General features: G+C 64.6%; 25 protein-coding genes and 1 pseudogene. 13 read left to right on the top strand and 13 right to left on the bottom strand.

Features of this window, described 5'->3' with window-relative positions:
* The coding region (locus tag I6F17_RS33200; protein ID WP_225190465.1) for a caspase family protein at positions 1-827 on the bottom strand (827 nt) is incomplete at its 3' end.
* A gap of 361 nt (positions 828-1188) precedes the next feature.
* Between I6F17_RS33200 and I6F17_RS33205 the strand changes: the two genes are divergently transcribed.
* Positions 1189-1995 (top strand): N-acyl homoserine lactonase family protein, encoded by an 807-nt coding sequence (locus I6F17_RS33205; protein WP_225132233.1) that lies wholly within the window; start codon positions 1189-1191, stop codon positions 1993-1995.
* Between the two features lie 120 nt (positions 1996-2115).
* On the opposite strand, the pseudogene I6F17_RS33210 reads toward I6F17_RS33205, so the two are convergent.
* The 3 genes and pseudogenes from I6F17_RS33210 to I6F17_RS33220 form a co-directional block, all read right to left on the bottom strand.
* Positions 2116-2280 (bottom strand): annotated as a pseudogene (locus I6F17_RS33210) (MarR family transcriptional regulator); the annotation flags it as partial.
* 37 nt (positions 2281-2317) lie between these two features.
* Entirely contained in the window at positions 2318-3037 is a 720-nt protein-coding gene (locus I6F17_RS33215; RefSeq protein WP_225190466.1) for a methyltransferase domain-containing protein, read from the bottom strand.
* A gap of 90 nt (positions 3038-3127) precedes the next feature.
* On the bottom strand, positions 3128-3670 hold the full coding sequence (locus tag I6F17_RS33220; RefSeq protein WP_225132235.1) for a MarR family transcriptional regulator: 543 nt from the start codon (positions 3668-3670) through the stop codon (positions 3128-3130).
* Between the two features lie 111 nt (positions 3671-3781).
* Between I6F17_RS33220 and I6F17_RS33225 the strand changes: the two genes are divergently transcribed.
* The 5 genes from I6F17_RS33225 (at position 3782) to fahA (ending at position 9449) form a co-directional block, all read left to right on the top strand.
* Positions 3782-5425 carry an FAD-dependent oxidoreductase gene (locus I6F17_RS33225; protein WP_225132236.1) on the top strand — a complete coding sequence of 548 codons (1644 nt, stop codon included), beginning with the start codon at positions 3782-3784 and terminating at the stop codon, positions 5423-5425.
* Between the two features lie 8 nt (positions 5426-5433).
* On the top strand, positions 5434-5658 hold the full coding sequence (locus I6F17_RS33230; RefSeq protein WP_025032749.1) for a DUF2783 domain-containing protein: 225 nt from the start codon (positions 5434-5436) through the stop codon (positions 5656-5658).
* Between the two features lie 22 nt (positions 5659-5680).
* Positions 5681-6637, top strand: a complete 957-nt coding sequence (locus I6F17_RS33235; protein WP_057030266.1) for an MBL fold metallo-hydrolase — start codon at positions 5681-5683, stop codon at positions 6635-6637.
* Between the two features lie 2 nt (positions 6638-6639).
* Positions 6640-7986 (top strand): homogentisate 1,2-dioxygenase, encoded by a 1347-nt coding sequence (gene hmgA, locus I6F17_RS33240; RefSeq protein WP_225132237.1) that lies wholly within the window; start codon positions 6640-6642, stop codon positions 7984-7986.
* Between the two features lie 191 nt (positions 7987-8177).
* Positions 8178-9449, top strand: coding sequence for a fumarylacetoacetase (gene fahA, locus I6F17_RS33245; RefSeq protein ID WP_225131868.1), 1272 nt, complete (start codon positions 8178-8180; stop codon positions 9447-9449).
* 9 nt (positions 9450-9458) lie between these two features.
* Here fahA and I6F17_RS33250 read toward each other — a convergent pair whose 3' ends face one another.
* A complete protein-coding gene (locus tag I6F17_RS33250) occupies positions 9459-9770 on the bottom strand; it encodes a DUF1272 domain-containing protein (RefSeq protein WP_225131867.1) in 312 nt (103 codons plus the stop codon).
* Between the two features lie 74 nt (positions 9771-9844).
* Positions 9845-10324, bottom strand: a complete 480-nt coding sequence (locus I6F17_RS33255; protein ID WP_036045971.1) for an Lrp/AsnC family transcriptional regulator — start codon at positions 10322-10324, stop codon at positions 9845-9847.
* Between the two features lie 121 nt (positions 10325-10445).
* Here I6F17_RS33255 and hppD point away from each other — a divergent pair, with 121 nt between their 5' ends.
* Positions 10446-11564: a 4-hydroxyphenylpyruvate dioxygenase gene (hppD, locus tag I6F17_RS33260; protein ID WP_225131866.1), complete on the top strand. Its 1119-nt coding sequence runs from the start codon at positions 10446-10448 to the stop codon at positions 11562-11564.
* A 202-nt stretch (positions 11565-11766) separates the two neighbouring features.
* Here hppD and I6F17_RS33265 read toward each other — a convergent pair whose 3' ends face one another.
* The 4 genes from I6F17_RS33265 to I6F17_RS33280 all read right to left on the bottom strand — a co-directional run bounded on the left by I6F17_RS33265 (position 11767) and on the right by I6F17_RS33280 (position 16806).
* Positions 11767-12879 carry a CaiB/BaiF CoA-transferase family protein gene (locus tag I6F17_RS33265; RefSeq protein ID WP_225131865.1) on the bottom strand — a complete coding sequence of 371 codons (1113 nt, stop codon included), beginning with the start codon at positions 12877-12879 and terminating at the stop codon, positions 11767-11769.
* 200 nt (positions 12880-13079) lie between these two features.
* Positions 13080-13880 (bottom strand): xanthine dehydrogenase family protein subunit M, encoded by an 801-nt coding sequence (locus tag I6F17_RS33270; protein WP_225131864.1) that lies wholly within the window; start codon positions 13878-13880, stop codon positions 13080-13082.
* A gap of 13 nt (positions 13881-13893) precedes the next feature.
* Positions 13894-16236, bottom strand: coding sequence for a xanthine dehydrogenase family protein molybdopterin-binding subunit (locus tag I6F17_RS33275; protein ID WP_225131863.1), 2343 nt, complete (start codon positions 16234-16236; stop codon positions 13894-13896).
* Between the two features lie 84 nt (positions 16237-16320).
* Positions 16321-16806, bottom strand: a complete 486-nt coding sequence (locus tag I6F17_RS33280) for a (2Fe-2S)-binding protein (RefSeq protein WP_225131862.1) — start codon at positions 16804-16806, stop codon at positions 16321-16323.
* Positions 16807-17363: 557 nt separating this feature from the next.
* Here I6F17_RS33280 and I6F17_RS33285 point away from each other — a divergent pair.
* The 5 genes from I6F17_RS33285 (at position 17364) to I6F17_RS33305 (ending at position 22782) form a co-directional block, all read left to right on the top strand.
* Entirely contained in the window at positions 17364-17807 is a 444-nt protein-coding gene (locus tag I6F17_RS33285; protein ID WP_225131861.1) for a carbon monoxide dehydrogenase subunit G, read from the top strand.
* A gap of 250 nt (positions 17808-18057) precedes the next feature.
* Entirely contained in the window at positions 18058-19773 is a 1716-nt protein-coding gene (locus I6F17_RS33290) for a PQQ-dependent methanol/ethanol family dehydrogenase (protein ID WP_225131860.1), read from the top strand.
* Positions 19774-19928: 155 nt separating this feature from the next.
* A complete protein-coding gene (locus I6F17_RS33295; RefSeq protein ID WP_225131859.1) occupies positions 19929-21119 on the top strand; it encodes a transporter substrate-binding domain-containing protein in 1191 nt (396 codons plus the stop codon).
* 153 nt (positions 21120-21272) lie between these two features.
* Positions 21273-21965, top strand: coding sequence for a response regulator transcription factor (locus I6F17_RS33300; RefSeq protein ID WP_036016149.1), 693 nt, complete (start codon positions 21273-21275; stop codon positions 21963-21965).
* 115 nt (positions 21966-22080) lie between these two features.
* Positions 22081-22782: a response regulator transcription factor gene (locus I6F17_RS33305; RefSeq protein WP_225131870.1), complete on the top strand. Its 702-nt coding sequence runs from the start codon at positions 22081-22083 to the stop codon at positions 22780-22782.
* Positions 22783-22818: 36 nt separating this feature from the next.
* Here the strand turns inward: I6F17_RS33305 and I6F17_RS33310 are convergent, their stop codons facing one another.
* Positions 22819-23496 (bottom strand): VOC family protein, encoded by a 678-nt coding sequence (locus I6F17_RS33310; protein ID WP_225131858.1) that lies wholly within the window; start codon positions 23494-23496, stop codon positions 22819-22821.
* A 147-nt stretch (positions 23497-23643) separates the two neighbouring features.
* On the opposite strand from I6F17_RS33310, the gene I6F17_RS33315 reads away from it, so the two are divergent.
* The gene (locus I6F17_RS33315) at positions 23644-24159 is read left to right on the top strand and encodes a MarR family transcriptional regulator (RefSeq protein WP_225131857.1); all 516 of its coding nucleotides are present in this window, start codon (positions 23644-23646) and stop codon (positions 24157-24159) included.
* Between the two features lie 102 nt (positions 24160-24261).
* Here the strand turns inward: I6F17_RS33315 and I6F17_RS33320 are convergent, their stop codons facing one another.
* Positions 24262-25617 carry a hybrid sensor histidine kinase/response regulator gene (locus I6F17_RS33320; protein ID WP_225131869.1) on the bottom strand — a complete coding sequence of 452 codons (1356 nt, stop codon included), beginning with the start codon at positions 25615-25617 and terminating at the stop codon, positions 24262-24264.
* 5 nt (positions 25618-25622) lie between these two features.
* The gene (locus tag I6F17_RS33325; RefSeq protein WP_225131856.1) at positions 25623-26789 is read right to left on the bottom strand and encodes an FIST N-terminal domain-containing protein; all 1167 of its coding nucleotides are present in this window, start codon (positions 26787-26789) and stop codon (positions 25623-25625) included.
* Between the last annotated feature and the right edge of the window lie 5 nt (positions 26790-26794).

Genomic DNA, 26794 nt, shown 5'->3' on the forward strand with positions numbered 1-26794 from the left:
GGCGGCGGGTTGTTGGCGACGACAGCCGGCGCAGCGGGAGGCGCGGGTGGCGGCGTTGCCGGACGCGATCCGCCGGCGCCCGGAATGAACGAGAAATCTTCGGCCAATGACGAGGAAATCCACGGCACCTGCTCGCCGCGCGAGGCGCGGGTGACGCCCATCTTGGTGCGGTTCAGCGTCTCCTCGGCCATCAGGTCGGGAACGCGGATTTCCTTCAGCAGCTCCTGGACGAACAGGCTGCGATCGCCGCCGGCGTCCGAGACCACCGAGGCCAGCGCCGCCGAGTACATCACCAGCGTGCCGTTCGGTGCGATCACCGGGGTCAGGCCCGCCGAGAAGCTGCGGAACCGGCGCTCGAACGGGTTGCGCCTGGACGCATCGACCAGCGCGATCTTGACGCCGGCGCCGCGGGTGTTGAGCTCGCCGAGGACCGTCTCGAGGCTGAAGCCATCGCGGCGCACGTCGGACTCGGTCCAGATCTGCGCATCCACCGGCAGCAAATAGCTCTGGCGCGCGGACTGGATGCCGAAACCCGAGAAGAACACCAGCGCGACCGAGCCCGGCTTGATCTTGCCGTAGAGCTTGTCGAAGGCGCGGCGCATGGCGTCGCCGGTCAGATTCTCGCCGAGCTCGACCGAAAAGCCGTCGCGCTTGAGCTCGTCGGCGACGGCGCGCGCATCGTTGATCGGTTCCTTCAGCGGGGCATCCGCATCCGGATATTTGGCGTTGCCGATGACCAGCGCAAAACGGTCGCCGGCCGCAAGCGAGGGGGCCGTCGGGACGAGCGAGATCAGCAAGGGCAGAAGAAAAAAGAAGCGAATTTTCATAATCAGCGCGGTCCAGCCAAAAGGCGCCGTTCCAGCTTGCGCCGCGGCGACCTTAACTTACGCTTACCTCATTATCAAACCGGGGACGGAGGGCGTCAACCGCTTGGAGATTCGACCTTATCCCGATGATGGACCGCAGCGGATGGGCATGCCGCGAGAGGAATGGATGGGGTTGTCATGACGGTCCTCGGTACCTCGATGCTGTCGGCGGACCTTAGTCCGGCCATGGCGGTGAAGACGTGATCGATCTCACATTGCCGACCGCCTCTGCCGCAACGCCACGCGTTTGACCTTTCCTGCCGACGATGGCTTGGTGTGCGCGATCGCTCCAAAAGATCCAACTCGAAAATAAAGCGAGCCCATGGGAAACGTCTACGAAATCTACGCCCTGCGCTATGCGACGATGTCGCCGCGCACCCCCCACATGAACTTCCTCGTGCCCGACCCGCATGACAGCGCGGCGCAGGACCTCGATTATTTCGTCTGGCTGATTCGAGGGCACGGCCGCGACATTCTGGTCGATACCGGCTTCAACGCCGAGGAGGCGAGCGCGCGGGCGCGCAAGCTCACGCTCAATCCCGTCGATGCGCTGGAGCGTTTCGGCGTCGCGGCGTCAGCCATTCGTGACGTCATCGTGACGCATCTGCACTACGACCATGCCGGCAATCTCGACCGCTTTCCCAATGCGCGCTTCCATCTGCAGGAGCGCGAGATGGCCTACGCGACCGGGCGCTGCATGTGCAACGGCCTGCTGCGCCACCCGTTCTCGGTCGAGCATGTCACGCTGATGGTGCGCCACGTCTATGGCGAGCGCGTCACCTTCTATTCCGGCGACGGCGAGGTTGCTCCCGGCGTGACCGTGCACCGCGTCGGCGGCCATTCCGACGGCTTGCAGGTGGTGAAGGTCGAGACCGCGCGCGGCTCCGTGGTGCTGGCCTCCGATGCCGCGCACTACTACGCCAATCTGCAGCGCAAGAGTCCGTTCCCGATCGTTTATAATGTCGGCGACATGGCGCAGGGCTGGGACACGATCGAGCGCCTCGCCGGCCATCCCGACAGGTTCATCCCCGGCCATGATCCGATCGTGACGGAGATCTATCCGCGCGCCAGCGATGAGGTCGATGCCTGGGCGCTGCATCTGCCGCCGACGCGGTCGTTTGTAAAGTGACACCGTAGCGTCATTCCGGGGCGCGCGAAGCGCGAACCCGGAATCCATCTGTCGACGCAGCTGATGTCGCGATGGATTCCGGGCTCACCGCTGCGCGGCGCCCCGGAATGACAGCGGTGGCTAATACGCCTGCTTCGCATCCGCCTCTTCGCCGGTCTGGATCAGATCGAGGCTCTGCTCGATCATGCCGAGCAGGGCCGAGAGCTGCTTGCGCTCCTGCGCCGACAGGCAGGCGAGGATCTCGTCCTCCCGCCGCAGCAATTGCGGGAACAGCTCCTCGTAGAGTTCGTAGGATGGGTTGAGACGGGAGGCGGGCGTGATGTCAACGAACACCGGCAGGATCCCCGCAAGCAACGATATCGTGGGGAGATTTTCGAGCCGCTAGCTCCGGAGGAGAGAATACCGCCAGGTATCCTCCGCCCCCTGCGAGCTTATATGTGGCGATCTCGCGATAGTCGACGGCGATCAACTCGCAGCGCAAGAGCGCAATTGGCGTGCCATGCTTCGCCGTCGGAAGCTCAAGATCGACAATTCCGACCCGCGCACCCTGCTTCAAGGCGGGCGCGAGATTGTAGAGGAAGGCATAAGGCTGGGCTATCTCGTGATACATATGCACAAGGATTGCGGCGTCCAGCGAGGAAGCGGGCAGACGCGGGTCGTGTGGTTCGCCGAGCGCGAATTGCACGTTTGTCAACTTCAGAAGTTTTGTTCGCCTGGCGAGTTCGACGAGGTAATCCCGCGTGACGTCCTGGGCAACGACAGAGCCGGCGGATCCGACGAGGTGCGAGAGCCTGACCGTGTGGTAGCCACTGCCTGCTCCAATGTCGCCGACTACCATCCCTGGCTTCAGTTCAAGAGCGCGTGCGATTTGACCGGCCTCGTTGAGGGCGTCGCGGCGCTCTTCGGCGGAGCGGCGCGGGCTGACGATCCGTGCGACAGGACGCTGCGGTGAGGGAAACTCGTTTGCCGCGACTCCAGGAGGAGCCAGATAACCTATGTCAGCAGCGTATGCGCGAGTCGCGGCAAACGCCACAAGGAGCATCGCTATATACGTCGCTGCCGTCACGGTCCTACCAAGCTTTCTCAACCGAACTCCCAAAAGCTGACGTCTGCGCCTTTATGGGTGGGCGCCCTAATACGCCTGCTTCGCATCCGCCTCTTCGCTGGTCTGGATCAGATCGAGGCTCTGCTCGATCTTGCCGAGCAGGGCCGAGAGCTGCTTGCGCTCCTGCGCGGAGAGACAGGCGAGGATCTCGTCCTCCCGCCGCAGCAATTGCGGGAACAGCTCCTCGTAGAGCGCGCGGCCCTTTTTCGTCAGTTGCAGGCGGAATTCGCGGCGGTCGGCTGCGTTCTCGACCCGCTCGATCAGGCCGTCGCTGAGCAGCGCCGTCACTGCGCGGCTGATGGTGGATTTGTGCGTGCGGGTGCATTGCGCAATGTATTGCGCGCTGCAGGCATCATTGCGGAAGCCGAGCGTGGCGATGACGCGCCAGGCCGGAATGTCGAGGCCGTGGCGTTCCTGATACTCGACCGACAGCGCGGAACTGACCTCCGCTGCGAGCCGGTTTAGGCGGAACGGCACGAACTTGAACAGATCGAGCCGGGGCTTTGGCCGCGCCGAGGCCTCGTCGGCCGTGCGCGCCTTGAGCGCGATGTCGCTGGATGTCCTCGCCAAGGAGAGCGCCTCCGAATTCCAGTTGACGGCCGGCCGGCTCCGGTCCAAAATAGTTGCACGTGAGACTATCTAGCAGATCGATCCTGTCCTGACCAGAGCCGAGGTTCGTGTATGGCGCCGGCCAATACCCCTCACGCCAAGACCGCTCAAGCCAAGACCCAGTTCGGCTACCGCCGTCACCCCGATCAGGACCGCCCCGGCTCGAGCCCCGCGGCGCATCCGGTCGTGATCGTCGGCGCGGGCCCGGTCGGGTTGTCGCTGGCGATCGATCTTGCCCAGCGCGGCCAGCGCGTCGTGCTGCTCGATGACGCCGACCGCATCGGCGAGGGCTCGCGCGCGATCTGCTTCTCGAAACGCTCGCTGGAATATTGGGACCGGCTCGGCGTCGGCGACCGCATGGTCGAGAAGGGCGTGGTGTGGAGTGTGGGGCGGATCTTCCATGGCGAGTCGCAGCTCTACCAGTTCAATCTCCTGCCCGAAGACGGTCACAAGCGGCCGGCCTTCATCAATCTCCAGCAATATTACGCCGAGGCCTATCTGGTTGATCGCATCAACGAGCTGCCGGAGATCGACCTGCGCTGGCGCAACAAGGTGACGGCGCTCGAGCAGCGCAACGATTCCGCGCTGCTGACGATCGAGACGCCCGAGGGCGCCTATGGCCTGAATGCGCGCTATGTCGTCGCCTGCGACGGCGCGCGCTCCTCGCTGCGGCAGATGGTCGGGGCGGAATTCGCCGGCCAGGTCTTCGAGGATCAGTTCCTGATCGCCGACGTCAAGATGACCGCGGAATTTCCGACCGAGCGCTGGTTCTGGTTCGATCCGCCGTTCCATGCCGGGCGTTCGGCGCTGCTGCACCGGCAGCCCGACGATGTCTGGCGCATCGATCTCCAGCTCAATCGCTATGCCGATCCGGTCCTCGAGAAGAAGCCGGAAAACGTGCGGCCGCGGATCGCGCGCATGCTCGGTCATGACAAGTTCGAGTTCGAGTGGATTTCGCTCTACAAATTCCAGTGCCGGCGGATGGACCGCTTCATCCATGGCCGCGTGATCTTTGCCGGCGATTCCGCGCACCAGGTCTCGCCCTTCGGCGCGCGTGGCGCGAACTCCGGTCTCGAAGACGCGGAGAATCTGTCCTGGAAGCTCGACCGGGTGCTGCGCGGTAAATCGCCTGCGAGCCTGCTGGAGAGCTACCACATCGAGCGCAGCGCAGCGGCCGACGAGAACATCCGCGAATCGACGCGCTCGACCGACTTCATGGCACCGAACTCGCATCAGGAGGCGCGGTTGCGCAAGGCGGTGCTGTCGCTGGCCAAGGAGACCGAATTCGGCAAGCGCATGGTCAATGGCGGTCGGCTGTCGGTGCCGTGCAGCTACGATACGCCGCTGTCCTCGCTGGATGCGGATACGTGGCGCGGTGGACCCCCGCCCGGCGGTTCGATGCTCGACGCGCCCGTCGCAACGCGCGCCGGCGAGCAGATCTATCTGACCGACGCTTTCCGCAGGGCTGGAACGGACTTCACCTTGCTGTCGTTCAGCAATGGTGCGCCGATCGATGCGCCTGATGGTATCAAGGGCATCCGCATTGGTGCCGACGGTGAATTTGCCGATCCCTCGGGCCTGGTCGCGAAGCGCTATGGCGCCGAGCCGGGGGCCGCCTACCTGCTGAGGCCCGACGGTTATGTCGCGGCGCGCTTCCGTCATCCGACGCGTTCGGCGATCGCGGCGGCGCTGGCGCGGGCCGAAGGTTTGTATTGAGGTCTGGCATGCCGCTCTCCACCAGCTCGAACTTCGCGCGCCCCGACGATGCCTTCCGCGCCATCGTCGAGGCGCATCGCGGCCTGACCGAGGAGCAGAGCGCCGATTTCGACGCGGCGCTGGTTCTGATCCTCGCCAACCATATCGGCGACATCGACGTGCTGCGCGAGGCGATCGGACTCGCCAAGCGCCGCATGATCGACGGCCAGCAGCAGCAACAGCAACAACAATAACCCTGACCTGAAGGACGAATTGATGGCGAAGAACTTCGCATCCACCGGCGATCTCTCCGAGAAGAAGATCACCTTCTCCGAGATCGGCACCGATCTCTATGCCTTCACCGCCGAGGGCGATCCCAACACCGGCGTGATCGTCGGCGACGATGGCTGCCTCGTGTTCGACGCGCAGGCGACGCCGGCCATGGCGAACAAGGTGATCGAGCGGGTCCGCACGGTGACCGACAAGCCGATTAAATATGTCGTGCTGTCGCATTATCACGCCGTGCGCGTGCTAGGCGCCTCCGCCTATCACGCCCAAGGTATCGTCGCCTCGCAGGAGACTCATCGGCTGATTGCGGAGCGCGGCCAGCAGGATTGGGATTCCGAGTACGGCCGCTTTCCGCGCCTGTTCCAGGATGCGCAGAGCATTCCCGGCCTGACCTGGCCGACGCTGACCTTCGAAGGCGAGATGACGATCTATCTCGGCAAGCGCGAGGTGCGCCTGATGCAGCTGGGCGCCGGCCACACCTCGGGCGACATCGTCGGCTGGGTGCCGGATGCAGAGGTGATGTTCTCGGGCGACCTCATCGAATATCACTCGGCCTGCTATTGCGGCGATGCGCATTTGCGCGAATGGCCGATGACGCTGAACGAGATCCGCAACTTCAATCCGAAGGCGATCGCGCCGGGCCGCGGCGATGCGCTGAAGGGCACCGCCACGGTGCGCGAGGCCATCGCGATGACGCGCGACTTCGTCACCTCGCTCTATGGCGCGGCCGAAATCTCGGTCGCCAGGGGCCGCAGCTTAAAGGAATCGATGGCGGCGACGCGCGAGGTGATGGATCCGAAATTCTCGAGCTTTGCCATTTACGAGCACTGCCTGCCGTTCAACGTGTCGCGCGCCTACGACGAAGCATCCGGTATCGACGACCCCGTGATCTGGACCGACAAGCGCGACCAGGAAATGTGGGCCGCTTTGCAAGGAGGAGGATAGTCATGAACATCAATACCTCGCCTGATCAGATCATCCGCAGCTCGGCCCAGGTGACGCCGGGCTACATGTCCGGCTTCGGCAACTCTTTCGAAACCGAGGCGCTGCCGGGCGCGCTGCCGATCGGGCGCAACTCGCCGCAGCGCTGCGCCTACGGACTCTATGCCGAGCAGCTCTCGGGCTCGCCCTTCACCGCGCCGCGCGGCAGCAATGAGCGCTCCTGGCTCTACCGCATCCGCCCCTCAGTGAAGCATTCCGGCCGCTTCGAGAAGGTCGACGCCGGGCTGTGGCGTTCGGCGCCGTGCCATGAATACGACCTGCCGATCGCGCAGCTGCGCTGGGATCCGACGCCGCTGCCGAAGGAGGAGGTCACCTTCATTCAGGGCGTGCAGACCATGACGACGGCGGGGGATGTGAATACGCAGGCTGGCATGGCCGCGCATGTCTACCTCATCACCAAGTCGATGGTGGACCAGCATTTCTATGATGCCGACGGCGAGCTGATGTTCGTGCTGCAGCAGGGCAATCTGCGCCTTGTCACCGAGTTCGGCCGCATCGATGCCGAGCCTGGCGAGATCGTGGTGATCCCGCGCGGCGTCAAGTTTCGCGTCGAGATTCCGAACGGGCCGGCGCGCGGCTATCTCTGCGAAAATTATGGCGGCGCCTTCACGCTGCCGGAGCGCGGGCCGATCGGCGCCAATTGCCTCGCCAATGCGCGTGACTTCCTGACGCCGGTCGCAAGCTACGAGGACAAGGACACGCCGACCGAGCTCTACGTGAAATGGGGCGGCTCGCTGTTCAAGACCACGTTGCCGCATTCGCCGATCGACGTCGTCGCCTGGCACGGCAATTACGCGCCGTACAAGTATGATCTGCGTACCTTCTCTCCCGTCGGCGCGATCGGCTTCGACCATCCCGATCCCTCGATCTTCACGGTGTTGACCTCGCCGTCGGAGACGGCGGGCACCGCCAATATCGACTTCGTAATCTTCCCGGAGCGCTGGATGGTCGCCGAAAACACCTTCCGGCCGCCCTGGTATCACATGAACATCATGAGCGAGTTCATGGGCCTGATCTACGGCGTCTACGACGCCAAGCCGCAGGGCTTCGTCCCCGGCGGCATCTCGCTGCACAATTGCATGCTGCCGCACGGCCCCGACCGCGACGCCTTCGAGCATGCCAGCAACGGCGAATTGAAGCCGGTGAAGCTGACCGGCACCATGGCCTTCATGTTCGAGACCCGCTACCCGCAGCGCGTCACCGCGCATGCGGCGAAGTCGTCGACGCTGCAGGACGATTACGCCGATTGCTGGAACGGCCTGGAGAAGCGCTTCGATCCGAACCGGCCGTAGTCTTGCTTACCCTCCCAGGGGGAGGGTCGCTCGCGTCAGCGAGCGGGGTGGGGTGACAGTCTCTCCATTGAGGCGGTGCCCAATTGGAGAGATCACCCCACCCCGCTTCGCATTACGCTTCGCTTCATGCGAACCGACCCTCCCCCTCCAGGGGAGGATGACACCATCACCGCTGCGCCCACGGGAAACCAATGCCCCATCCCAATGACCCCAGCCTCCGCTCCTTCATCGACGTTGATCCGGCCTCGGACTTCCCGATCCAGAACCTGCCTTACGGCGTGTTCTCGACCGCGGCCAATCCGACACCGCGGGTCGGCGTCGCGATCGGAAACTACGTGCTCGATCTCTGGGAACTCGAGCAGGAGTCCCGTCTCGAGGTCGGGCCACTCGGCGTGTTCTCGGGTCCCTCGCTCAATCCCTTCATGGCGCTGGGCCCGAAGGTCTGGACCAGGACCCGCGCACGTATCAGCGAGCTGTTGCGTGCGGATCATCCGGAGCTGCGTGACAACGAGGAGCTGCGCAAGCAGGCTCTGGTGCCCATGCGCGATGTTAGACTGCATCTGCCCTTCGCCGTCTCCGGCTACACCGATTTCTATTCGTCGAAGGAGCACGCCACCAATGTCGGCGTGATGTTCCGCGGCAAGGACAATGCGCTGCAGCCGAACTGGCTGCATATGCCGATCGCGTATAACGGCCGCGCCTCCACCGTCGTGGTCTCCGGCACCAGGGTGAAGCGGCCGCGCGGGCAGCTGAAGCCGCCGAATGCGGAGCTGCCGAGCTTTGCGCCGTGCAAGCGGCTCGATTTCGAGCTGGAGATGGGCGTCGTGATCGGCCAGCCGTCGCCGATGGGCAGCATGCTCACCGAGAGCCAGGCCGAGGAGATGATCTTCGGCTTCGTGCTGCTCAACGACTGGAGCGCGCGCGACATCCAGCAATGGGAATATGTGCCGCTCGGCCCGTTCCTGGCAAAAGCGTTCGCGACCTCGATCAGCCCCTGGGTGGTGACGCGCGAAGCGCTGGAGCCGTTCCGCCTGAACGGGCCGGAGCAGCAGCCGGTGCCGCTCGATTATCTCAAGCAGACCAAGCCGCAGAATTACGATGTCGAGCTCGACGTCTCCTTGCGCGCCGCCGGCACCAATGCGCCCGCCAGCATCAGCCGCACAAATTTCAAGTACATGTACTGGTCGTCGGTGCAGCAGCTGATGCATCACGCCTCAAGCGGCTGCGCCATGAATGTTGGCGATCTCTTAGGGAGCGGCACCATCTCCGGCCCGGAGAAGAACCAGCGCGGCAGCCTGCTCGAGATCAGCTGGAACGGCACCGAGCCGGTCGAGCTGCCCGGCGGCGCCAAGCGCTCGTTCCTGGAGGACGGCGACAGCCTCGTCATGCGCGGCTGGTGCCAGGGCAACGGCTATCGCGTCGGGTTCGGCGAGGTCGAAGGGACGATCGTGGCTGAGGAGTGACGGGTCAAATCAACGCCTCTCCGGCGGCACGTCGCGCACCCGCGCGCAATGCGCCGCGACATCCTCGACGCTGTACTTCAGGTGCACCCGCTTGTCGGACGGCGCCTGCTTCGTCGTGCACACGCCCGGCCGCCATTCCTGCGCCGGTCTGATCGGACGCGGGGCGAAGCCGCCGCCGCAGTTCGGGCAGACATTGAACAGCTTGGTCTCGACGCAATCCGCGCAGAACGTGCATTCATAGGAGCAGATCCGCGCATTGGTCGCGTCGGGCGGCAGGTCGCAATCGCAATATTCGCAATTCGGTCGCAGCTGGAGCGCCATGTTGAACCTCCGCAACTAGAGCTGCGATCATCGCAGATCGCGTTGTCAGCGCGAATGCCATAGTTCCCTCGATTTCAGCCGGGCTTGATCTCCTTCAGCGGCAGCTTCGAGCTCTCCTTCAGGCGGTCCAGCACGATCGAGGAGCGCACATGCGCCACGCTCTGGTGCGGCATCAGCACGTCATTGACGAGGTTCGACAGGCCCTTGAGATCGCGCAGCACGGCCTTGAGCACATAGTCGGCATCGCCCGTCAGCGAATACGCCTCTTGGATCTCGTCGATCCGGTTCACCAGCGCGCGAAAACGCTTGGAATTGTCCGGCGAGTGCGTCGCCAGTCCCACCTGGATGAAGGCGATCACGCCGAAGCCGAGCGCCTCGCTGGAAAGGTCGGCGTGGTAGCCCGCGATCACCTTCTCCTCCTCCAGCCGCATCCGCCGCCGCGAGCATTGCGAGGCTGACAGGCCCGCGAGCTCGGCGAGCTCCTGGTTGGTGAGGCGACCGTCGTCCTGCAGCGCACCTAGGATCTTGAGATCGAAGGCATCCACCGAAATCATGCGCATTCTGCCCATTTGATGCACGGATCGTGCGTATGATAGCCAATCGGCGGCCCCTTTGCACGCTCCTTGCGCGCCCCATGAAGGATAGTTCCTGTCAGCAGCCATTCGGGAGAACACCATGGGACCGTTTCCGCACGATGCACCGCCGGCCACGATCACTGCCGACAACCCGATGGGCACCGACGGATTCGAGTTCGTCGAATACGCCCACCCCAATCCGCAAGAGTTGCACGCTTTGTTCAAGCTGATGGGCTATGCGCCCGTCGCGCGGCACAAGACCAAGAAGATCACGGTCTATCGCCAGGGCGACATCAACTATCTCGTCAACGAGGAGCCCGGCACTCACGGCTATGAGTTCGTCGCCGCCCACGGCCCCTGTGCGCCGTCGATGGCGTTTCGCGTCGTCGATGCCACGGCGGCCTATGACCGTGCGATTGCGCTCGGCGCCGAGCCGGCCGATGTGTCATCGGCGCAGAAGACGCTCGACGTGCCCGCGATCAAGGGCATCGGCGGCAGCCTGCTTTATCTGGTCGATTGCTATGGTGCCAAGGGCTCGGCCTATGACGCCGAGTTCGAATGGCTGGGCGCGCGCGATCCCAAGCCGCATGGCGCCGGCCTGTTCTATCTCGACCATCTCACCCACAACGTCCATCGCGGCCGCATGAATGTCTGGGCCGGCTTCTACGAAAAACTGTTCAACTTCCGCCAGATCCGCTTCTTCGACATCGAGGGCCGCGCCTCCGGCCTGTTCTCGCGCGCGCTGACCAGTCCCGACGGCAAGATCCGCATTCCGATCAACGAGGACGCCGGCGATTCCGGCCAGATCGAGGAATATCTGCAGACCTATCGCGGCGAGGGCATCCAGCACATCGCCTGCGGCTGCCGCGACATCTACCGCACCATCGAAGGCCTGCGCGAGGCCGGCCTGCCGTTCATGCCGTCGCCGCCCGACACTTATTTCGAGAAGATCGATACGCGCCTGCCCAAGCACGGCGAGGATGTCGCGCGTCTCCGGAAGAACGGCATCCTGATCGACGGCGAGGGCGTGGTCGACGGCGGCCAGACCAAGGTGCTGCTGCAGATATTCTCGGCCAACGCGATCGGCCCGATCTTCTTCGAGTTCATCCAGCGCAAGGGCGACGACGGCTTTGGCGAGGGCAATTTCAAGGCCCTGTTCGAATCGATCGAGGAGGATCAGATCCGCCGCGGCGTGTTGAAGGTGGATAGCGCGGCGTAGGGCGCGGCGCGTGCGGACACAGCTGCCGCGTCACAACGGCTGTGGTCCCCGCCTAGTGCGCAATTGCGCACGGGGGTGGGGACCCATAACCACAGGGAGGAGTTGGCGCGCGAAGTGACACCTCCGAGTCTTCGCCAAACGACTTCCTGTGGTTATGGATCCCGGGCTCGCGCTCCGCGCGCCCCGGGGATGACCGCGGAAATTACTTCGGCGCCTGCCACGCCTGCATCACCGCCCCGATCTCCGCCGCCTCCGGCTCGCGCGCTGCCGACGGCGTGCGCGAGAATCGCGGCGCAGGTGCCGGCTGCTTCACGCCGTGGCGCTCGATGAAGACGTTGCGGGCGACCATGTGCGGATGCTCCGTCGCCTCCGACATGGTCAGCACCGGCGCGAAGCAGATGTCGGTGCCTTCCATGATCTTGCACCAGTCCTCGCGCGTCTTGCTCTTGAACACCGCCTTCAGCTTCTCCTTCAGCGCCGGCCACGCCTTGCGGTCCATCTGCGCGTCGAAATCGGCGTCGGTGAGGCCGGCGTGCTCGCGCAGCAGCGCGTAGAATTGCGGCTCGATCGAGCCGATCGAGACGAAGTGCCCGCAGGCGCATTCGTAGACGCCGTAGAAATGCGCGCCGCCATCGAGGAAGTTCTGGTTGCGCTCCTCGGTCCAGCGTCCCATCGTGGCCATGTCGAAGAAGAACGACATCAGCGAGGCCGCGCCGTCGCACATCGCCGCGTCCACGACCTGGCCCTTGCCCGACTTCTGCGCTTCCAGCAGTGCTGCGAGCACGCCGACGACGAGATAGAGCGCGCCGCCGCCGAAATCGCCGACCAGATTGAGCGGCGGCACCGGCGCCTCCTTCGTGCCGATCGCGGCGAGCGCGCCGGTGATGGAGATGTAGTTGATGTCGTGGCCGGCGGCGTTGGCGAGCGGGCCTTCCTGGCCCCAGCCGGTCATGCGGCCATAGACCAGCTTCGGGTTGCGTGCGAGCACGACGTCTGGCCCGAGCCCGAGCCGCTCCATCACGCCGGGGCGAAAACCCTCAACCAGCGCGTCGGCGCTCGCGAGCAGATCCAGCACCTGCGCGATCGCGGTCTTGTCCTTGAGGTCGAGCTCGATCACCTTGCGGCCGCGCCCCGCCACCGACTTCATGCTCTTCTTCGCGCCGACGCGGTCGAGCGTGACGACGTCGGCGCCCATGTCGGCCAGCATCATGCAGGCGAACGGACCGGGTCCGATGCCGGCGAATTCGACGATGCGGAAGCCCGAGAGTGGGCCGGAAGCGCGGACGGAGGAGGTGGGGGCTGGTTTGTCGAGCACGTTGTTGTTTCCTCGGGTCGCGGGCGCATGCCGGCGTCGGCAATTGCCTCTGACGTTTCTTCTGTTGAGCGAGTTAATCGGCCGATTAACTTTTCTCGCCTTCACGCCAGCGAGGCAAGCGGTTTTCATGCCGCACGGCCAAAATAAAACGGCGCGCACCGAAGTGCGCGCCGCGGAAAATTTGCGTGGAGACGCTAAGTTCAGCCCGCGGCGGCGACCGCGCGTTGTGCCATCACCTTGATCAGATTGGCGCGATATTCCGCCGTGCCGTGGATGTCGGCCAGCAATCCATTCGCCGAAATTGTCACGCTGTCGATCGCCGATGGCGACCAGTTCGCCTTCAGCGCCGCTTCGATCGCGCCCACCCGCATCACGCCGGTTTGCGAGGCGCCGGTGGCGGCGACCCGAACCTCGCCCGATTTGGTCTGCGCCACGAACACGCCGGTGAGCGCGAAGCGCGAGGCCGGATGCCGCATCTTCTCGTAGCCTGCCTTCGCCGGCACCGGGAATGACACGGCGGTGATGATCTCGCCGTCTTCCAGCGCCGTCGTGAACAGGCCCTGAAAGAAATCATCCGCCGCAATCGACCGCTTGTTGGTCTTCACGGTGGCGCCGAGCGCGAGCAGCGCTGCCGGGAAATCCGCAGCCGGATCGTTGTTGGCGATCGAGCCGCCGATCGTGCCGCGATAACGCACGGCGGGGTCGCCGAGCACCGAGGTGAGATAGGCGATCGCAGGGATCGCCTGCTTCACATCGGCATTCGTCATGATGTCGTAATAGGTCGTCGCCGCTTTGATGGTCAGCGTGTCGCCCGACAGCTCGACGCCCTGCAGCTCCTTGATCCTGCCGAGGTCGATGACGTCGGAGGGACCTGCGAGGCGCTGCTTCATGACCGGCAGCAGCGTCTGACCGCCAGCGAGGAACTTCGACTCGCTGCCCTTGGCGAACAGGCTGGCGGCTTCGTCGACCGAGGAGGCGCGATGATAGGTGGTCTGGTACATCTTCGGTCCTCCCTTAAGCCGCGTGGATCGTGCGCCACACCCGGTCCGGGGTTGCGGGCATTTCCAGGTTGTTCTTGCCGATCGCATCCGTGATCGCGTTGATCACGGCCGCCGATGCGCCGATCGCGCCGGCCTCACCGCAACCCTTGATGCCCAAGGGATTGCCCGGGCAGAGCGTCGTGGTGTGGGACAGGTTGAACGACGGCACGTCGTCGGCTCGCGGCATGGCGTAATCCATGAACGAGGCCGTGACCGGCTGGCCGTTGGCATCATAGATCGCATGCTCGAGCAACGCCTGCCCGATGCCCTGCACGAGGCCGCCATGGACCTGGCCCTCGACGATCATCGGGTTGATCAGCCGGCCGAAATCGTCGGCCGCGACGAAGTTGACGAAGGAGGTCTTGCCGGTGCCGGGATCGACCTCGAGCTCGCAGATATAGGCGCCGGCCGGGAAGGTGAAGTTGGTCGGGTCGTAGAAGGCGCTCTCCTTCAGGCCCGGCTCCATCCCGTCAGGCAGGTTGTGCGCCGTATAGGCCGCGAGCGCGACCATCGGCAGGGCGATCGCCTTGTCGGTGCCTGTCACCTTGAACTCGCCGTTCTCGATGACGATGTCGGCCTCCGACGCTTCCAGCGCATGCGCGGCGATCTTCTTGGCCTTGGATTCCATCTTCTCCATCGCCTTCAGGATCGCGGTGAGGCCGACGGCCGCCGAGCGCGAGCCGTAGGTGCCCATGCCGAACTGCACCTTGTCGGTGTCGCCATGGACGATCGAGACCTGGCTGATCGGAACGCCCAGGCGCTCCGCGACGAGCTGGCAGAACGTGGTCTCGTGACCCTGGCCGTGGCTGTGCGAGCCGGTGAGGATCTCGATGGTGCCGACGGGGTTGACGCGCACCTCGGCCGATTCCCACAAGCCGACGCCGGCGCCCAGGCTGCCGACCGCCTTCGACGGCGCGATGCCGCAGGCCTCGATGTAGCAGGACACGCCGATGCCGCGCAGCTTGCCGTCGGCCTTCGCCTTGGCCTTGCGGGCAGGGAAGCCGGCATAGTCGATCGCCTTCATCGCCGCGTCGAGCGAAGCGTTGAAGTCGCCAGTGTCGTAGGCCATGATGACAGGCGTCTGGTGCGGGAACTGGGTGATGAAGTTGGTCCGCCGCAACTGGGCCGGATCGACGTTCAGCTGCCGCGCCGCCGTCTCCATCAACCGTTCGATCAGATAGCTCGCCTCGGGCCGGCCCGCGCCGCGATAGGCGTCGACCGGCGTGGTGTTGGTGTAGACCCCGATCACCTCGGCATGGATCGCCGGGATGTTGTACTGGCCCGACAGCAGCGTCGCGTAGAGATAGGTCGGCACCGAGGACGAGAACAGCGACATGTAGGCGCCGAAATTGGCGTAGGTCTTCACCTTGAGGCCGATGATCTTGTTGTTGGCGTCGAAGGCCATCTCGGCATGGGTGATGTGATCGCGGCCATGCGCGTCGGTGAGGAAGGCTTCGGTGCGGTCGCCGGTCCACTTGACGGGACGGCCGACCTTCTTCGAGGCCCACAGCGCCACCATCTCCTCGGGATAGATGAAGATCTTGGAGCCGAAGCCGCCGCCGACGTCGGGCGCGATCACGCGCAGCTTGTGCTCGGGGGCGATGTTGTAGAACGCCGACAGCACGAGACGCGCGACGTGCGGGTTCTGCGACGTCGTGTAGAGGGTGAAGTGCTCCTCGGCTGTGTCGTAATCGGCGATCGCCGCGCGCGGCTCCATCGCATTCGGCGCAAGGCGGTTGTTGGTGACGTCGAGCTTCACCACATTGGCGGCTTTCGAGAAGGCGGCACTCACCGCGCCCTCGTCGCCGATCACCCAGTCATAGACCTGGTTGCCGGGTGCCTCGGGATGAAGCTGCGGCGCGCCGGGCTTGATGGCGGCGTGCATGTCGGCGACCGCGGGAAGCTCCTCGTAGTCGACCACGACGGCTTCCGCCGCGTCGCGCGCGAGATTTTTGCTTTCGGCGATCACGACGGCAACTGCCTGTCCGACGAAGCGCACCGTCTCCGGCGCCATCGCCGGCCATGCGCCCATCTTCATCGGGGTGCCGTCCTTGGAGGTGATGGCCCAGCCGCAGATCAGGTTGCCGACCTTGTCGTCGACCAGCTGCTGTCCGGTGAGCACCGCGACCACGCCCGGCATCTTCAGCGCCGCGGACGAATCGATCTTCTTGACCTTGGCGTGCGCGTGCGGGCTGCGGATGAAATAGGCATGGGTCATGCCCGTCAACTTGATGTCGTCGACGTAACGGCCCTTGCCGGTAATGAAACGCTTGTCTTCCTTGCGCACGACGCGTGCGCCGATGCCTTCAACACCCATGTCTGGTCCTCCCGACCGGAAATTTGCTTGACCGCGCCGTCCATCGACGGCTGCGATGGTGGTTCTTGTTTCGAGGCGCGCCGCTTACTCGGCCGCCTGCGAGACCTTCATGCGTCCGGCGGCGTCCAGCACCGCCTTGACGATGTTGTGATAGCCGGTGCAGCGGCAGATATTGCCTTCGAGTTCGGTGCGGACGGTCGCCTCGTCGAGCTGTCCACTGTGGCGGTGCACGATGTCGATCGCCGACATGATCATGCCCGGGGTGCAATAGCCGCACTGCAGGCCGTGATTGTCGCGGAAGGCGGCCTGCATCGGGTGCAGTTCGTCGCCCTTGGCGATGCCCTCGATCGTGGTGACGCTGGTGCCGTCGGCCTGCCCCGCCAGCATGGTGCAGGATTTCACCGCGCGGCCGTCCATGTGCACGACGCAGGCGCCGCACTGGCTGGTGTCGCAGCCGACATGGGTCCCGGTCAGGTTGAGGTGATCGCGCAGGAGCTGGACCAGCAGCGTGCGGTCCTCGACATCGACAGCAACGGCCTTGCCGTTGACCGTCAGTTTGACTGTAGACACTTGAAGTCCTCCCAAAGTGATTTTGATTGGTTCTAATTAGAGACAGCGCAAACGAAACTTTGCAACTGGGTTTTTGCTGACCGCGGTCATGGAAGGGTCATCGTGATGACGGTCGCCGATGTGCGATTCGGCCACGACGTCTCGTGCCGCCGCCATCACGTGCTGCGACATTGTGGGAGACACACGGAAAGTCGCAGCTAGCATCTGCGATGGCGTGCTCGGCTGCCGCCGCAATAGGCGCGTGAGCTGGTCGCGCGTGCCGTGGTCATCTCGCCGCTTGCCCCTGGACCTGGGCCCGGTCGTGCGTCGTTCCTCCCTTGAATGCCGTGCTCGTTGCGCGAATAGGAGCATGCGCCCCCGCCTTTGTAATCGCGATCTTGGTAGTAGGACGAGACGACTTAAGCCATTGATTTTGCTTACGGCAATGCAGCGAAATCATGCTCCGGGGCGAGGCCGGCGGGCCAATCGCGCCTAGTACTTCCTGGCGATTGAACGCAGCCGCCCGTCCCCCTAGTCGAGCCGTACAGGCAACGGCAACAAGGGTGGAAGCGATGCAGATGAACGACAGTCAGCGGATCCCGGCGTCGAAGGCAAAGGTCTGGGCTGCGCTCAACGATCCCGAGATTCTCAGGCGCTGCATTCCCGGCTGCCAATCGCTCGAGATGGCGTCGCCGACCGAGATGACGGCGACCGTGGTGCTGAAGGTCGGTCCGGTGAAGGCGACGTTCAGCGGCAAGGTGACGCTGACCGATGTCGATGCGCCCAACGGCTATCGCATCGTCGGCGAAGGCACCGGCGGCGTCGCCGGCTTTGCCAAGGGCGGCGCGAAGGTCAGGCTGGAGGAAGAAGCCCCTGATGTCACCATCCTGCACTACGAGGCCGATGCGCAGATCGGCGGCAAGCTCGCGCAGCTCGGCTCGCGATTGATCGACTCGACGTCGCGAAAACTCGCCGCGAGCTTCTTCGAGAGTTTTGCCGGCGTGGTAGCGCCATCATCGTGATTGATGCGCGATGCCGCCTTCATTCGAATGCGCATTTCAAGCTGCAAAACAAGGGCAAGACGCAAGTCCGGACAACGAGATGAGCGGCGAAAGCCGCCAATGATTTGCACTACTACCTTCCGCCTATACTAAGCGCGAAAAGCCGATGCTGTAATTTCGAACGATGGCTCGCAGGTGAACTGCGCATCACGAGCGCAGACGCGCTCAGGCGCCCAACGAGGCGTGCACAACAACATCGCGGAGGGAATACATGACCTTTGGAACGAAGGGCTTCTTGGCCGGCATCTCCATGATTGCGATGCTCGCCGCCGTTACATCGGGCGTTCGCGCCAACGACTCGGTGCTCAAGGCGCAATCCGATTCGAATCAATGGGCCGTTGCCGGCCACGATTACGGCAACACGCGCTTCAGCCCGCTCAAGCAGATCAACACCGAGAACGCCGGGAAGCTGACGCTCGCTTACTCCTTCTCGCTGGCGTCATTGCGTTCGAACGAATCCTCGCCGATCGTCATCGGCAACACGCTGTACGTTTCGAGCTCGTGGGGTCCGAAATACGTCTATGCGCTCGATGCGGCGACGGGGCAGCGCAAATGGACTTGGGAGCCCGATATTCCCGAGGACGTGCTGCAATACGCCTGCTGCGACGTGAACAGCCGCGGCGTCTCCTACGCCGACGGCAAGATCTTCGTCGGCCGCCTCGACGGCAAGCTGACCGCGCTTGATGCCGCGGCCGGCAAGTCGCTGTGGACGGCGAAGGTGGTCGACTACAAGCAGGGCTCGGTCATCACCTCGCCGCCGCTCGTCGTGCGCGACAAGGTCATCACTGGTTTCGGCGGCGGCGAATACGGCGTGCGCGGCGCGCTGCTGGCCTTCGACATCAACACCGGCAAGCAGGTGTGGCAGACCTACACCGTTCCTTCGCCCGACGAGCCCGGCGGCGATTCCTGGAAGGGCGACTCCGCCCAGCATGGCGGCGGCGCGGCCTGGCTGGTCGGCTCCTACGATCAGAAGACCGACACGGTCTATTGGGGCACCAGCAATCCCGCCCCGTGGAACACGGCGGTGCGTTCGACCGGCGACGGCAATTTCGGAAAGCTGACCAACCTCTACACCGCCTCGACGCTCGCGCTCGATCCCAACACCGGCAAGATCAAGTGGCACATCCAGACCACGCCGGCCGACGCCTGGGACTATGACGGCGTCAACGAAGCCGTGCTCGCGGATCTCAAGATCGGCGGCAGCACCGTTCCGGCGCTGATGAAGGCCGACCGCAACGGCTTCTTCTTCGTCGCCAACCGTGAGACCGGCAAGGTGTTGTCGGCGGAGAAATACGTGTTCTCCAACTGGGCCAAGAAGTGGGATGTCGCCACGATGCGCGCGGTCGAGGATCCCGACAAGCGTCCCGGGCCGGACCATCCCGCCAAGGACATCTGCCCGAACCTGATCGGCGGCAAGAACTGGCAGCCGATGTCGTTCAACCCGCAGACCGGCCTGGTCTACATCCCGTCCAACAACGTCTGCATGGACTGGTCGGTCAGCGACGTCACCTACAAGCGCGGCGTGTTCTATCTCGGCGCCGAATTCCCGACCAAGGAAGGCCCCGGCGGCTTCCTCGGCGAGCTCGTCGCCTGGGATCCGGTCGCGCAGAAGAAGGTCTGGTCGATCAAGGAAGACCTGCCCTTCAACGGCGGCACGCTGACCACCGGCGGCGGGCTCGTGTTTGCCGGCAACATCCATGGCGACTTCCGCGCCATCGATGCGAAGTCCGGCAAGGTCCTGTGGAGCAAGAATCTCGGCTCCGGCATCGGCGCAGGCCCGGTGACCTATCAGGTCGACGGCAAGCAATATGTCGCCATCGTCGTCGGCCGCACCGCTGCGCTGCCTGCGTTCCTGGGCGAGGTAGGAAAGAAGATGACAGCCGCAGCCCCCGAGGGCGGTTCGCTCTTCGTGTTCTCCGTCCAGTGACAACTCGCGCGCGTATCCTCGAGGTGACGGGATACGCGCGCGCTTTCTCCGGACTTTAGCTGCGGCATCGGGCGGTGCCTGGTGCCGCCGCGCCTGGCCCAACAAGCTCCGGCGCAACAAGGCCAACGCCAAGCGCAACGCCAAGGGAGACGAGGATGCGTTCGAATCATTCCGCCACCGGTGCGAGCCGACATCGCGCCATCGCAGCCCTGCTCGCATGTGCCGCCGCGGCGCTGATCGTTCCGGCCTCGCCGCTGCAGGCCGACGAGGCGCAGCCGTTCCGTCTCTGCGCCGATCCGACCAACCTTCCATTCTCGAGCGACAGCTCGTCGAAGCCGGGCTTCTACGTCGAGATCGGCCAAGCCCTGGCGCAGGCGCTCGGCCGGCCGATCGCCTATGACTGGTACAAATCCTATTTCGGCAAGCGCACCGTGCGCGTCACGCTGCTCGGCAAGCAATGCGACGCCATGATCGGGTTGCCCAGGTCCGAGGATTTCATGGGTCCAGCCGTGATCTTCTCCGACACTTTCGCCAAGGAAGGCTATGCGCTCGTCGCCGCCAAGGAATCTGCGAAGGGCGCGGCGATCGGCGGCATCGACGGCCTCAAGGGCAAGCGCGTCGCCGTGCAGTTCGCCAGCACGCCGCAAAATCTGCTCGCGAGCCGCGACGACATCCAGAAAGTGACGGTGCTGTCGCCCGAGGAAGGCATGCAGGCGCTCGACCAGGGCCGGGCCGACGTCGCCTTCATCTGGGGACCGGTCGCCGGCTGGCTCAACAAGACCAGCTATAACGGCCGCTACCAGATCGAGCTCACCGAGGGCGAGGGGCTGTCATGGGACGCCGCCATCGGCTTTGCCAAGGCCTCGACCGAGCTGCGCGACCGCGTCAATGCGGTGCTGCCGCAGCTTCAAGGCAAGATCGGCGAGCTCGCCGTGAAATACGGTTTGCCGGGCGGCGCGCCGGTTCGCTTCGGCGCGGCGCCGGCGCCGGTGACGACCGGCACGGGAAGCGGAGCCGGTGTCGCCCAGGTCGCCAATGTCGTGGCGACCGAGACTAAGGGCGATGCGGTCGCGCCGGGCCTTGAGGCCGTCGGCGCGGGCAAGGAGATCTTCAACGGAACCTGCGCGCACTGCCACGGTCCCGATGCGATCCAGAGCGAGCGCAAGATCGATCTGCGGCTGCTGCGTCACCGCTACGGCGACGAGATGCGCGAGAAATATTTGACGACCGTGCAGGAGGGACGGCCGAACAAGGGCATGCCGGCCTGGAAGGAGGTCTATACCGAGGACCAGTTCAACAGCATCTATTCCTACCTGCTGACGGTCCAGGTCGAATCGAACGATTGAACGGTCTTGACCGAACCCGATCGGGAGGATGTGGTAGCGTTCATCCGGCGCCATCCCGGTGCCGGATTGATGCCGGATGGGTCCGCCTCTTCCGCTACGGCGGCGGATGCCCGTACGGTGCAGCATTCGGCGGTGCAGTCCTGTGAAGGCGCCATGACCAGCTTCCTGATCATCGACGATCATCCGCTGTTTCGCGAGGCCCTCGGTAATGCGGTGCGGCTGGCCTTGCCGGAGGCGCGGATTGTCGAAGCGATGTCGATCGAGGACGCCCTTCACATCCTGACGGCCGAGCAGGGCGAGGGCATCGACCTCGCCCTGCTCGACCTCCTGCTGCCGGATGCGACCGGCTTCTCCGGCTTTCTGCGCTTGCGCGAGGCCCATCCGCGCCTGCCCGTCGCCATCGTGTCGAGCGAGGAGGACCAGCGCGTCGTCCGCGAGGCGCTGGAGCTCGGGGCCGCGGGTTTTCTGCCGAAGTCGCTGTCGAAGCGCGAGCTGGCGCAGTCGATCGAGGGCGTGCTGAACGGATCGGTGTCGGTGCCGAAGGATTTCGTGGCAACGTCGCAGCGGCGCCGGGCCGAGGCCAGCAAGGCGCTCGAGGTCAAGCTGCGCGAGCTCACGCCGCAGCAGCTTCGCGTGCTCGATCTGCTGCGGCGCGGCTATCCGAACCGGCAGATCGGCCAGGAGCTTCAACTCGCCGAATCCACGGTGAAGGCGCATATCACCGAAATTCTGCGCAAGCTCGGCCTGTTCAGCCGCAACAAGGCGATCATCGAGATCGGCAAGGTGGACCTGCCGGATCCCAAGGCCCGGCCTTATGCGCGGGCCGACCGCGGGCGGCCGCAATGACGCGCAATGTCCCGCTTGATCTGAATCAAGCCGGTCTGGTCCGGCTGCGACATTCTCGTTTCGGCGTCGAACCCGTCGATCATCTGGCCAATCAACCAGGAATGGCTCACGCGTGATGCGATTTCTGATCGTCGAAGACCATCCGTTGTTTCGCGAGGCCCTCGAGGGCGCGCTCCAGATGGCGGCGCCGGCGGCCGAGATCCTTCAGGCGACGTCGATCGACGGTGCGCTCGAGCAGGCCGCGGCGGCTGCCGAGCTCGACCTTATTCTGCTCGATCTGTCGATGCCGGGCACCACGGGCCTTTCAGGCATCATCCGCATCCGCAAGGCTTTCCCCAGGATTCCCGTCGTCATCGTATCAGGGCATCAGGATCCGCAGATTGTGGCCGGCGCCTTGTCGCTCGGCGTCTCCGGCTACATCCTCAAATCGTCCTCCAAGCAGGAGCTGGCGCATTCGATCGGCGAGGTGCTGCGCGGCGCGGTCTGTGTCCCTGCCGCCTATCGCGCCCTGGTCCGCCCGCAACGCGCCGCCGGCCCCGCGCAGGATCTGCTGAAACGCCTGCACGAGCTGACGCCGCAGCAATTGCGCGTGCTCGAAATGCTCAAGCGCGGCCTGCAGAACAAGCAGATCGCCTTCGAGCTGAACATCTCCGAGACCACGGTGAAGGTCCACGTCTCCGACATCCTGCGCAAGCTCAACGTGCTCAGCCGCACCAAGGCCATCGTCGAAATGTCTCGGATCGATTTCGCGACCCTGGCCGGCGAAGGCGCCGGCCTGAAGGGGGAGCGTTCGCAGGCCGATCCGCCCTCAGGATAGTCCGGCGTCAGTCGTCGGAACGAGGCGAGCCGCGGTTCAAGCCGGTAGCGGCTGGCCGGCTTGCTCGCGAGCGATGTAGTCGGCGTACCAGTCCGGCCAGTTCGCATCGTACTGACCGCCGTTCCGCTTCTCGTGCTCGCCGTGTGCCGCAGCCGCACGTCGGAGCGCGCTCGCGAACTCGGACGAGGAGGTGAATGTTGTTCCTGCTGCCTCTACGCGTCCCGGCAATCGCGTGGTGATCTCCTGGAACAGCCAGCCGTTGCCATCGGGATCGTTGAACGAGACGTACGAGCGATAGCTGGCGCGTGCGGGATCCAGACCAGCAATCCGACGGCGCCCGAACAGATAAGGCTCGTCGGGTCCGGTGTGCACGTCGCCTTCAGCGTGGAAGATTTCGCTGACCTCGACGCCGCGACCGCGCAGATCGTCTCGCGCGGCTTCAATGTCGGAGACGATCAGGTACAGACCCTGGGCGGAGCCGGGCTCCGCCGCGGTCACGTTCTTGCCGAAAATGACCGAGGAGGGGGAGCCGGGAGGTGTGAACTGGATGACGCGGTAGTCGTCAGGCCCGGCGAAATCGGCATCGAGCCGCCATCCGAGGTTCGCATAGAACTTCTTGGCGCGATCGACGTCCGAAACAGGGATGACGACGACTTCGAGCTTCATGTCGATCGTTGGCGCTTGGGTGGTCTCATTTGCATCAGGGGCAGGCATTGCTTCTCTCCTGAATTATAGCGTTTACGATATAATCGTGTACGCGATATAAAGGACCTTGGAGCCTCAATGTCAACCTTCCGATTTAATCGGACACGATATATATGCACGCGGAGTTTCACATGTCCGTGTTGGAGAGGGCCCCCCATGAGTCTGAAGAACGGTCCCAGAGCCGAATTCAGAGACGATTCCAGAGATGATTCAACGACCAATCAGCCGAAACCGGCCGAGGGCGACCGGCGCCTCGACGATTTCCTGTGCTTCGCGATCTATTCGGCCAACCTCGCCTACGGACGAGCGTACAAGCCGGGCCTCGATGAGCTCGGCCTAACCTACCCCCAGTGGATCGCGATCGTGGCGCTGTGGGAGCAGGACGACCAAACCGTCAGCGAACTCGGCGACAAGATGTTCCTGGAATCCAACACCCTGACGCCGATCCTCAAAAAGCTCGAGGCGGCGGGCTATTTGCGCCGCCAGCGCGATCCCGCCGACGAGCGGCAGGTGCGCGTCAGTCTCACCGACGCCGGCCGACGCCTCCGCGAGAAAGGCATGCACATGAATCTCGTGAAGTCGAGCGGACTAAAGCCCGATGAGTTCGCGCGGCTGCAGAAAAGCGTCGTCAAGCTCCGCGACAATCTAATCAAGGCGATGAAGGAGGAGTGACAGGCCCCTGTCTACTTTGCATGGGGTTGTTTTCGACATTTTTGTCTTGGCTACGTCCGATAGCCCCGCCGCGAGGAAGACGAGGCGAAGATCATCCGCGCTTCAGCTCAGCAGGAACGACAGCAGCGCCCGCATCTCGGCCGGCTTGATCGGCTTCTTCAGCACTTCGAGGCCCTGCAGGCTCGCCTGCTTCGCCGCCTGTTCGGAATAGTCGGCGGTGATGATCATGGCGGGCGTGTCGAGCTCCAAATGCTCCCGCACGTCGGCGATGGCCGACAGGCCGCTTTCGCCGTGGTCGAGATGGAGGTCCGCGATCACGACATCGGGCGCGCCGCCGAGCTCGCTGAGGCGCACGAGCGCGTCCGCACCCGATCGCGTGGTCGCGACGTCGCAGCCCCATCCCTCCAGCAGCGCGGCCATCGCCTCCGAGCCGTTCGGATCGTTCTCGATCAGCAGGATCTTGGCGCCTTCGAGCCCGCTGTAATCGTAGTGACGCGCGGCGGGCTCGACCTCCTGCACCTCGTCGGCGACTTCAGCGAGGTCGGCCGGCTCCAGCTCCAGGGTGAAGGTCGATCCCCTGCCGAGCTGCGACGACAGCCACACCTCGTGCCCGAGCTCGCTGGCGAAGCGGCGAACGATGGAGAGGCCGAGCCCGAAGCCGGCCTGGTCGGCCGCATTGGCATCGCCGCGCTGGAATTCGCGGAAGATCGCCTCCTGCTGCGCCTGCGCAATCCCGGGTCCGGTGTCGGAGACCTGGACGCAGATCCGTCCGCCGCGCGGCCGGCATCCCATCACGACGCCGCCGCTGCGGGTATAGCGAATGGCATTGGCGAGAAGGTTCTGCAGGATCCGCCGCAGCATCATCGCATCCGACATCACCGCGAGCCGAGAGGTGCGGATGCGCAAGGACAGGCCTTGCCGCGCGGCGATCGGCTCGAACTCGTTGCGGAGCTGCTCGAACAGGGGGGCCAGCGCGATCGCGCGCACGTCGGGCTTGAGCGCGCCGGAATCGAGCTTGGCGATCTCCAGCAGCGAGCGCAGCAGGTCCTCCAGCATCACCAGCGAGCGGCTCGCCTGGTCGATCAGCACGCCCGCTTCCTGCGACTCCATCATCTCCGTCAGTGCGGACAGGGTCAGGCGCGCCGCGTTGAGCGGCTGCAACAGATCGTGGGTGACCGAGATCAGCACCGAGGATTTCAGCGAGCTCGCCGCCTCCGCCTGCTGCTTGGCGCGGTAGAGTCCCTCATTGGCGCGCTCGACCGAATGCAGCGCCTCGCGCAATTGGTGCGTCCGGTCGCGAACCTTGTGGTCGAGCGCGATGGCGGTTTCGAACAATGAAAAGGCGTTGAGCTGCTGGTCCATCGAGCGCTCGACGCGCGACATCAGTGCGGCATTGATCTTCCTTAGCTTGGCGGCTTCGCGCCTGAGCTGGTCGACCGCCTCGGGGCCCTGCCCCATGTCCGTCACGACGGGCGCCTTCCGATCGCAACCCCCGTGAAGGTCTGGTTCACATGCATGGAACCGAACTGCTCGCCGTAGGTGTGAAAGCCGACGACGCGGTTCTGCCGGTACAGTTCCGACATGTCGCGGGCGAGCTGATGCTGCTCGGCATCGAGCCGGCGGAGCAGGCATTCGAAGCCGATATAGAGCGAGACGTCTCCGATCTGGTCGCGGATGTCGGCGAACGTCTCGCGGGCCGCGCCGACCAGGCTGCGCGAGGTCGCGGCGGTCAGCACCATGCCTTCGTCGATGGCGCAGAAGAAATGCAAGGAGCCGTCCGGCTCGACGCGCTGGATCGAGCGCGCGTAATAGGCGCCGCCGACGCGGACCAGGACCGGATGCGAGGCGAAGGAGAACGGATCGAGCTTGGCGTCCATGATGCCGACCACGCGCGAATATTCCTGCGCAGCAGGCTCTGCGTTCAGCTCCCGGACCGTGCGGTTTTCGATGTCGGCCTCGGTCACCACCATCTTCTGCGCCTGCGGCTCGAAATTGTCGCACTTGAAGACGCGGAACGGCAACGAGGTGTTCAGCAGGATCAAGAGGGCGGCATTGCTGTGGGCCTTGCCGTCGCAGAACACGAACGTCTTCTCGAAGCGCAGCCCGTCGCCCGCCGACCCGCCGACGACCGGAATATCGTCCAGCGATGCATAAATCGCGGACATCACCGCTTCTTCACGGCGGCACAGGCCGTCGATCAGCACCAGGCCGAAGGGACTGCCGCGCTCGACCTGCGGCGTCGCCCGCAACAGCTCGTGCCGGAGCTCGCCGCCGATCCTGCGGCCGTCCTCGACGCGGAAGCTGTCGAGGTTGAAGATGGGGCGCACCACCGCGGAAAAGTCGGCGCGGCTGAACGCCAGCGCCACGACGCTGTTCTCGTCCCAGCCGTCAGGAGCAAGCTCGCCCGCGGTGGTACAGCCGCAGACTTGGGTGTCGTCGAATTGGCGGCTGATCTCCGCGATGAAGCGATCGGGATCGTAGCTGGGGGAGACGAACACCAGGATCAGCGCCAGCCCGTCGGACGGGAGCCGGGCGGCCAGCTCGGCCACGGCCTCATCGACGCTCGCGGCCTTCGACTTGGCCACGGCAACGCCCGACGCACCGCCAAACCGGAAATCGGTTTGCCCCACTCCGT

The organism is Bradyrhizobium sp. NBAIM18 (genome assembly GCF_020193825.1).
In the GTDB taxonomy this organism is placed as follows: Bacteria; Pseudomonadota; Alphaproteobacteria; order Rhizobiales; family Xanthobacteraceae; genus Bradyrhizobium; species Bradyrhizobium yuanmingense.

Excerpts from the sequence above, each read along its gene's own strand:
- I6F17_RS33205 (WP_225132233.1), top strand. The coding sequence starts at position 1,189 with ATGGGAAACGTCTACGAAATCTACGCCCTGCGCTATGCGACGATGTCG.
- I6F17_RS33215 (WP_225190466.1), bottom strand. The coding sequence starts at position 3,037 with ATGCTCCTTGTGGCGTTTGCCGCGACTCGCGCATACGCTGCTGACATA.
- I6F17_RS33225 (WP_225132236.1), top strand. The coding sequence starts at position 3,782 with ATGGCGCCGGCCAATACCCCTCACGCCAAGACCGCTCAAGCCAAGACC.
- I6F17_RS33230 (WP_025032749.1), top strand. The coding sequence starts at position 5,434 with ATGCCGCTCTCCACCAGCTCGAACTTCGCGCGCCCCGACGATGCCTTC.
- I6F17_RS33235 (WP_057030266.1), top strand. The coding sequence starts at position 5,681 with ATGGCGAAGAACTTCGCATCCACCGGCGATCTCTCCGAGAAGAAGATC.
- hmgA (WP_225132237.1), top strand. The coding sequence starts at position 6,640 with ATGAACATCAATACCTCGCCTGATCAGATCATCCGCAGCTCGGCCCAG.
- fahA (WP_225131868.1), top strand. The coding sequence starts at position 8,178 with ATGCCCCATCCCAATGACCCCAGCCTCCGCTCCTTCATCGACGTTGAT.
- I6F17_RS33250 (WP_225131867.1), bottom strand. The coding sequence starts at position 9,770 with ATGGCGCTCCAGCTGCGACCGAATTGCGAATATTGCGATTGCGACCTG.
- I6F17_RS33255 (WP_036045971.1), bottom strand. The coding sequence starts at position 10,324 with ATGATTTCGGTGGATGCCTTCGATCTCAAGATCCTAGGTGCGCTGCAG.
- hppD (WP_225131866.1), top strand. The coding sequence starts at position 10,446 with ATGGGACCGTTTCCGCACGATGCACCGCCGGCCACGATCACTGCCGAC.
- I6F17_RS33270 (WP_225131864.1), bottom strand. The coding sequence starts at position 13,880 with ATGTACCAGACCACCTATCATCGCGCCTCCTCGGTCGACGAAGCCGCC.
- I6F17_RS33275 (WP_225131863.1), bottom strand. The coding sequence starts at position 16,236 with ATGGGTGTTGAAGGCATCGGCGCACGCGTCGTGCGCAAGGAAGACAAG.
- I6F17_RS33285 (WP_225131861.1), top strand. The coding sequence starts at position 17,364 with ATGAACGACAGTCAGCGGATCCCGGCGTCGAAGGCAAAGGTCTGGGCT.
- I6F17_RS33290 (WP_225131860.1), top strand. The coding sequence starts at position 18,058 with ATGACCTTTGGAACGAAGGGCTTCTTGGCCGGCATCTCCATGATTGCG.
- I6F17_RS33295 (WP_225131859.1), top strand. The coding sequence starts at position 19,929 with ATGCGTTCGAATCATTCCGCCACCGGTGCGAGCCGACATCGCGCCATC.
- I6F17_RS33300 (WP_036016149.1), top strand. The coding sequence starts at position 21,273 with ATGACCAGCTTCCTGATCATCGACGATCATCCGCTGTTTCGCGAGGCC.
- I6F17_RS33305 (WP_225131870.1), top strand. The coding sequence starts at position 22,081 with ATGCGATTTCTGATCGTCGAAGACCATCCGTTGTTTCGCGAGGCCCTC.
- I6F17_RS33310 (WP_225131858.1), bottom strand. The coding sequence starts at position 23,496 with ATGCCTGCCCCTGATGCAAATGAGACCACCCAAGCGCCAACGATCGAC.
- I6F17_RS33315 (WP_225131857.1), top strand. The coding sequence starts at position 23,644 with ATGAGTCTGAAGAACGGTCCCAGAGCCGAATTCAGAGACGATTCCAGA.
- I6F17_RS33320 (WP_225131869.1), bottom strand. The coding sequence starts at position 25,617 with ATGGGGCAGGGCCCCGAGGCGGTCGACCAGCTCAGGCGCGAAGCCGCC.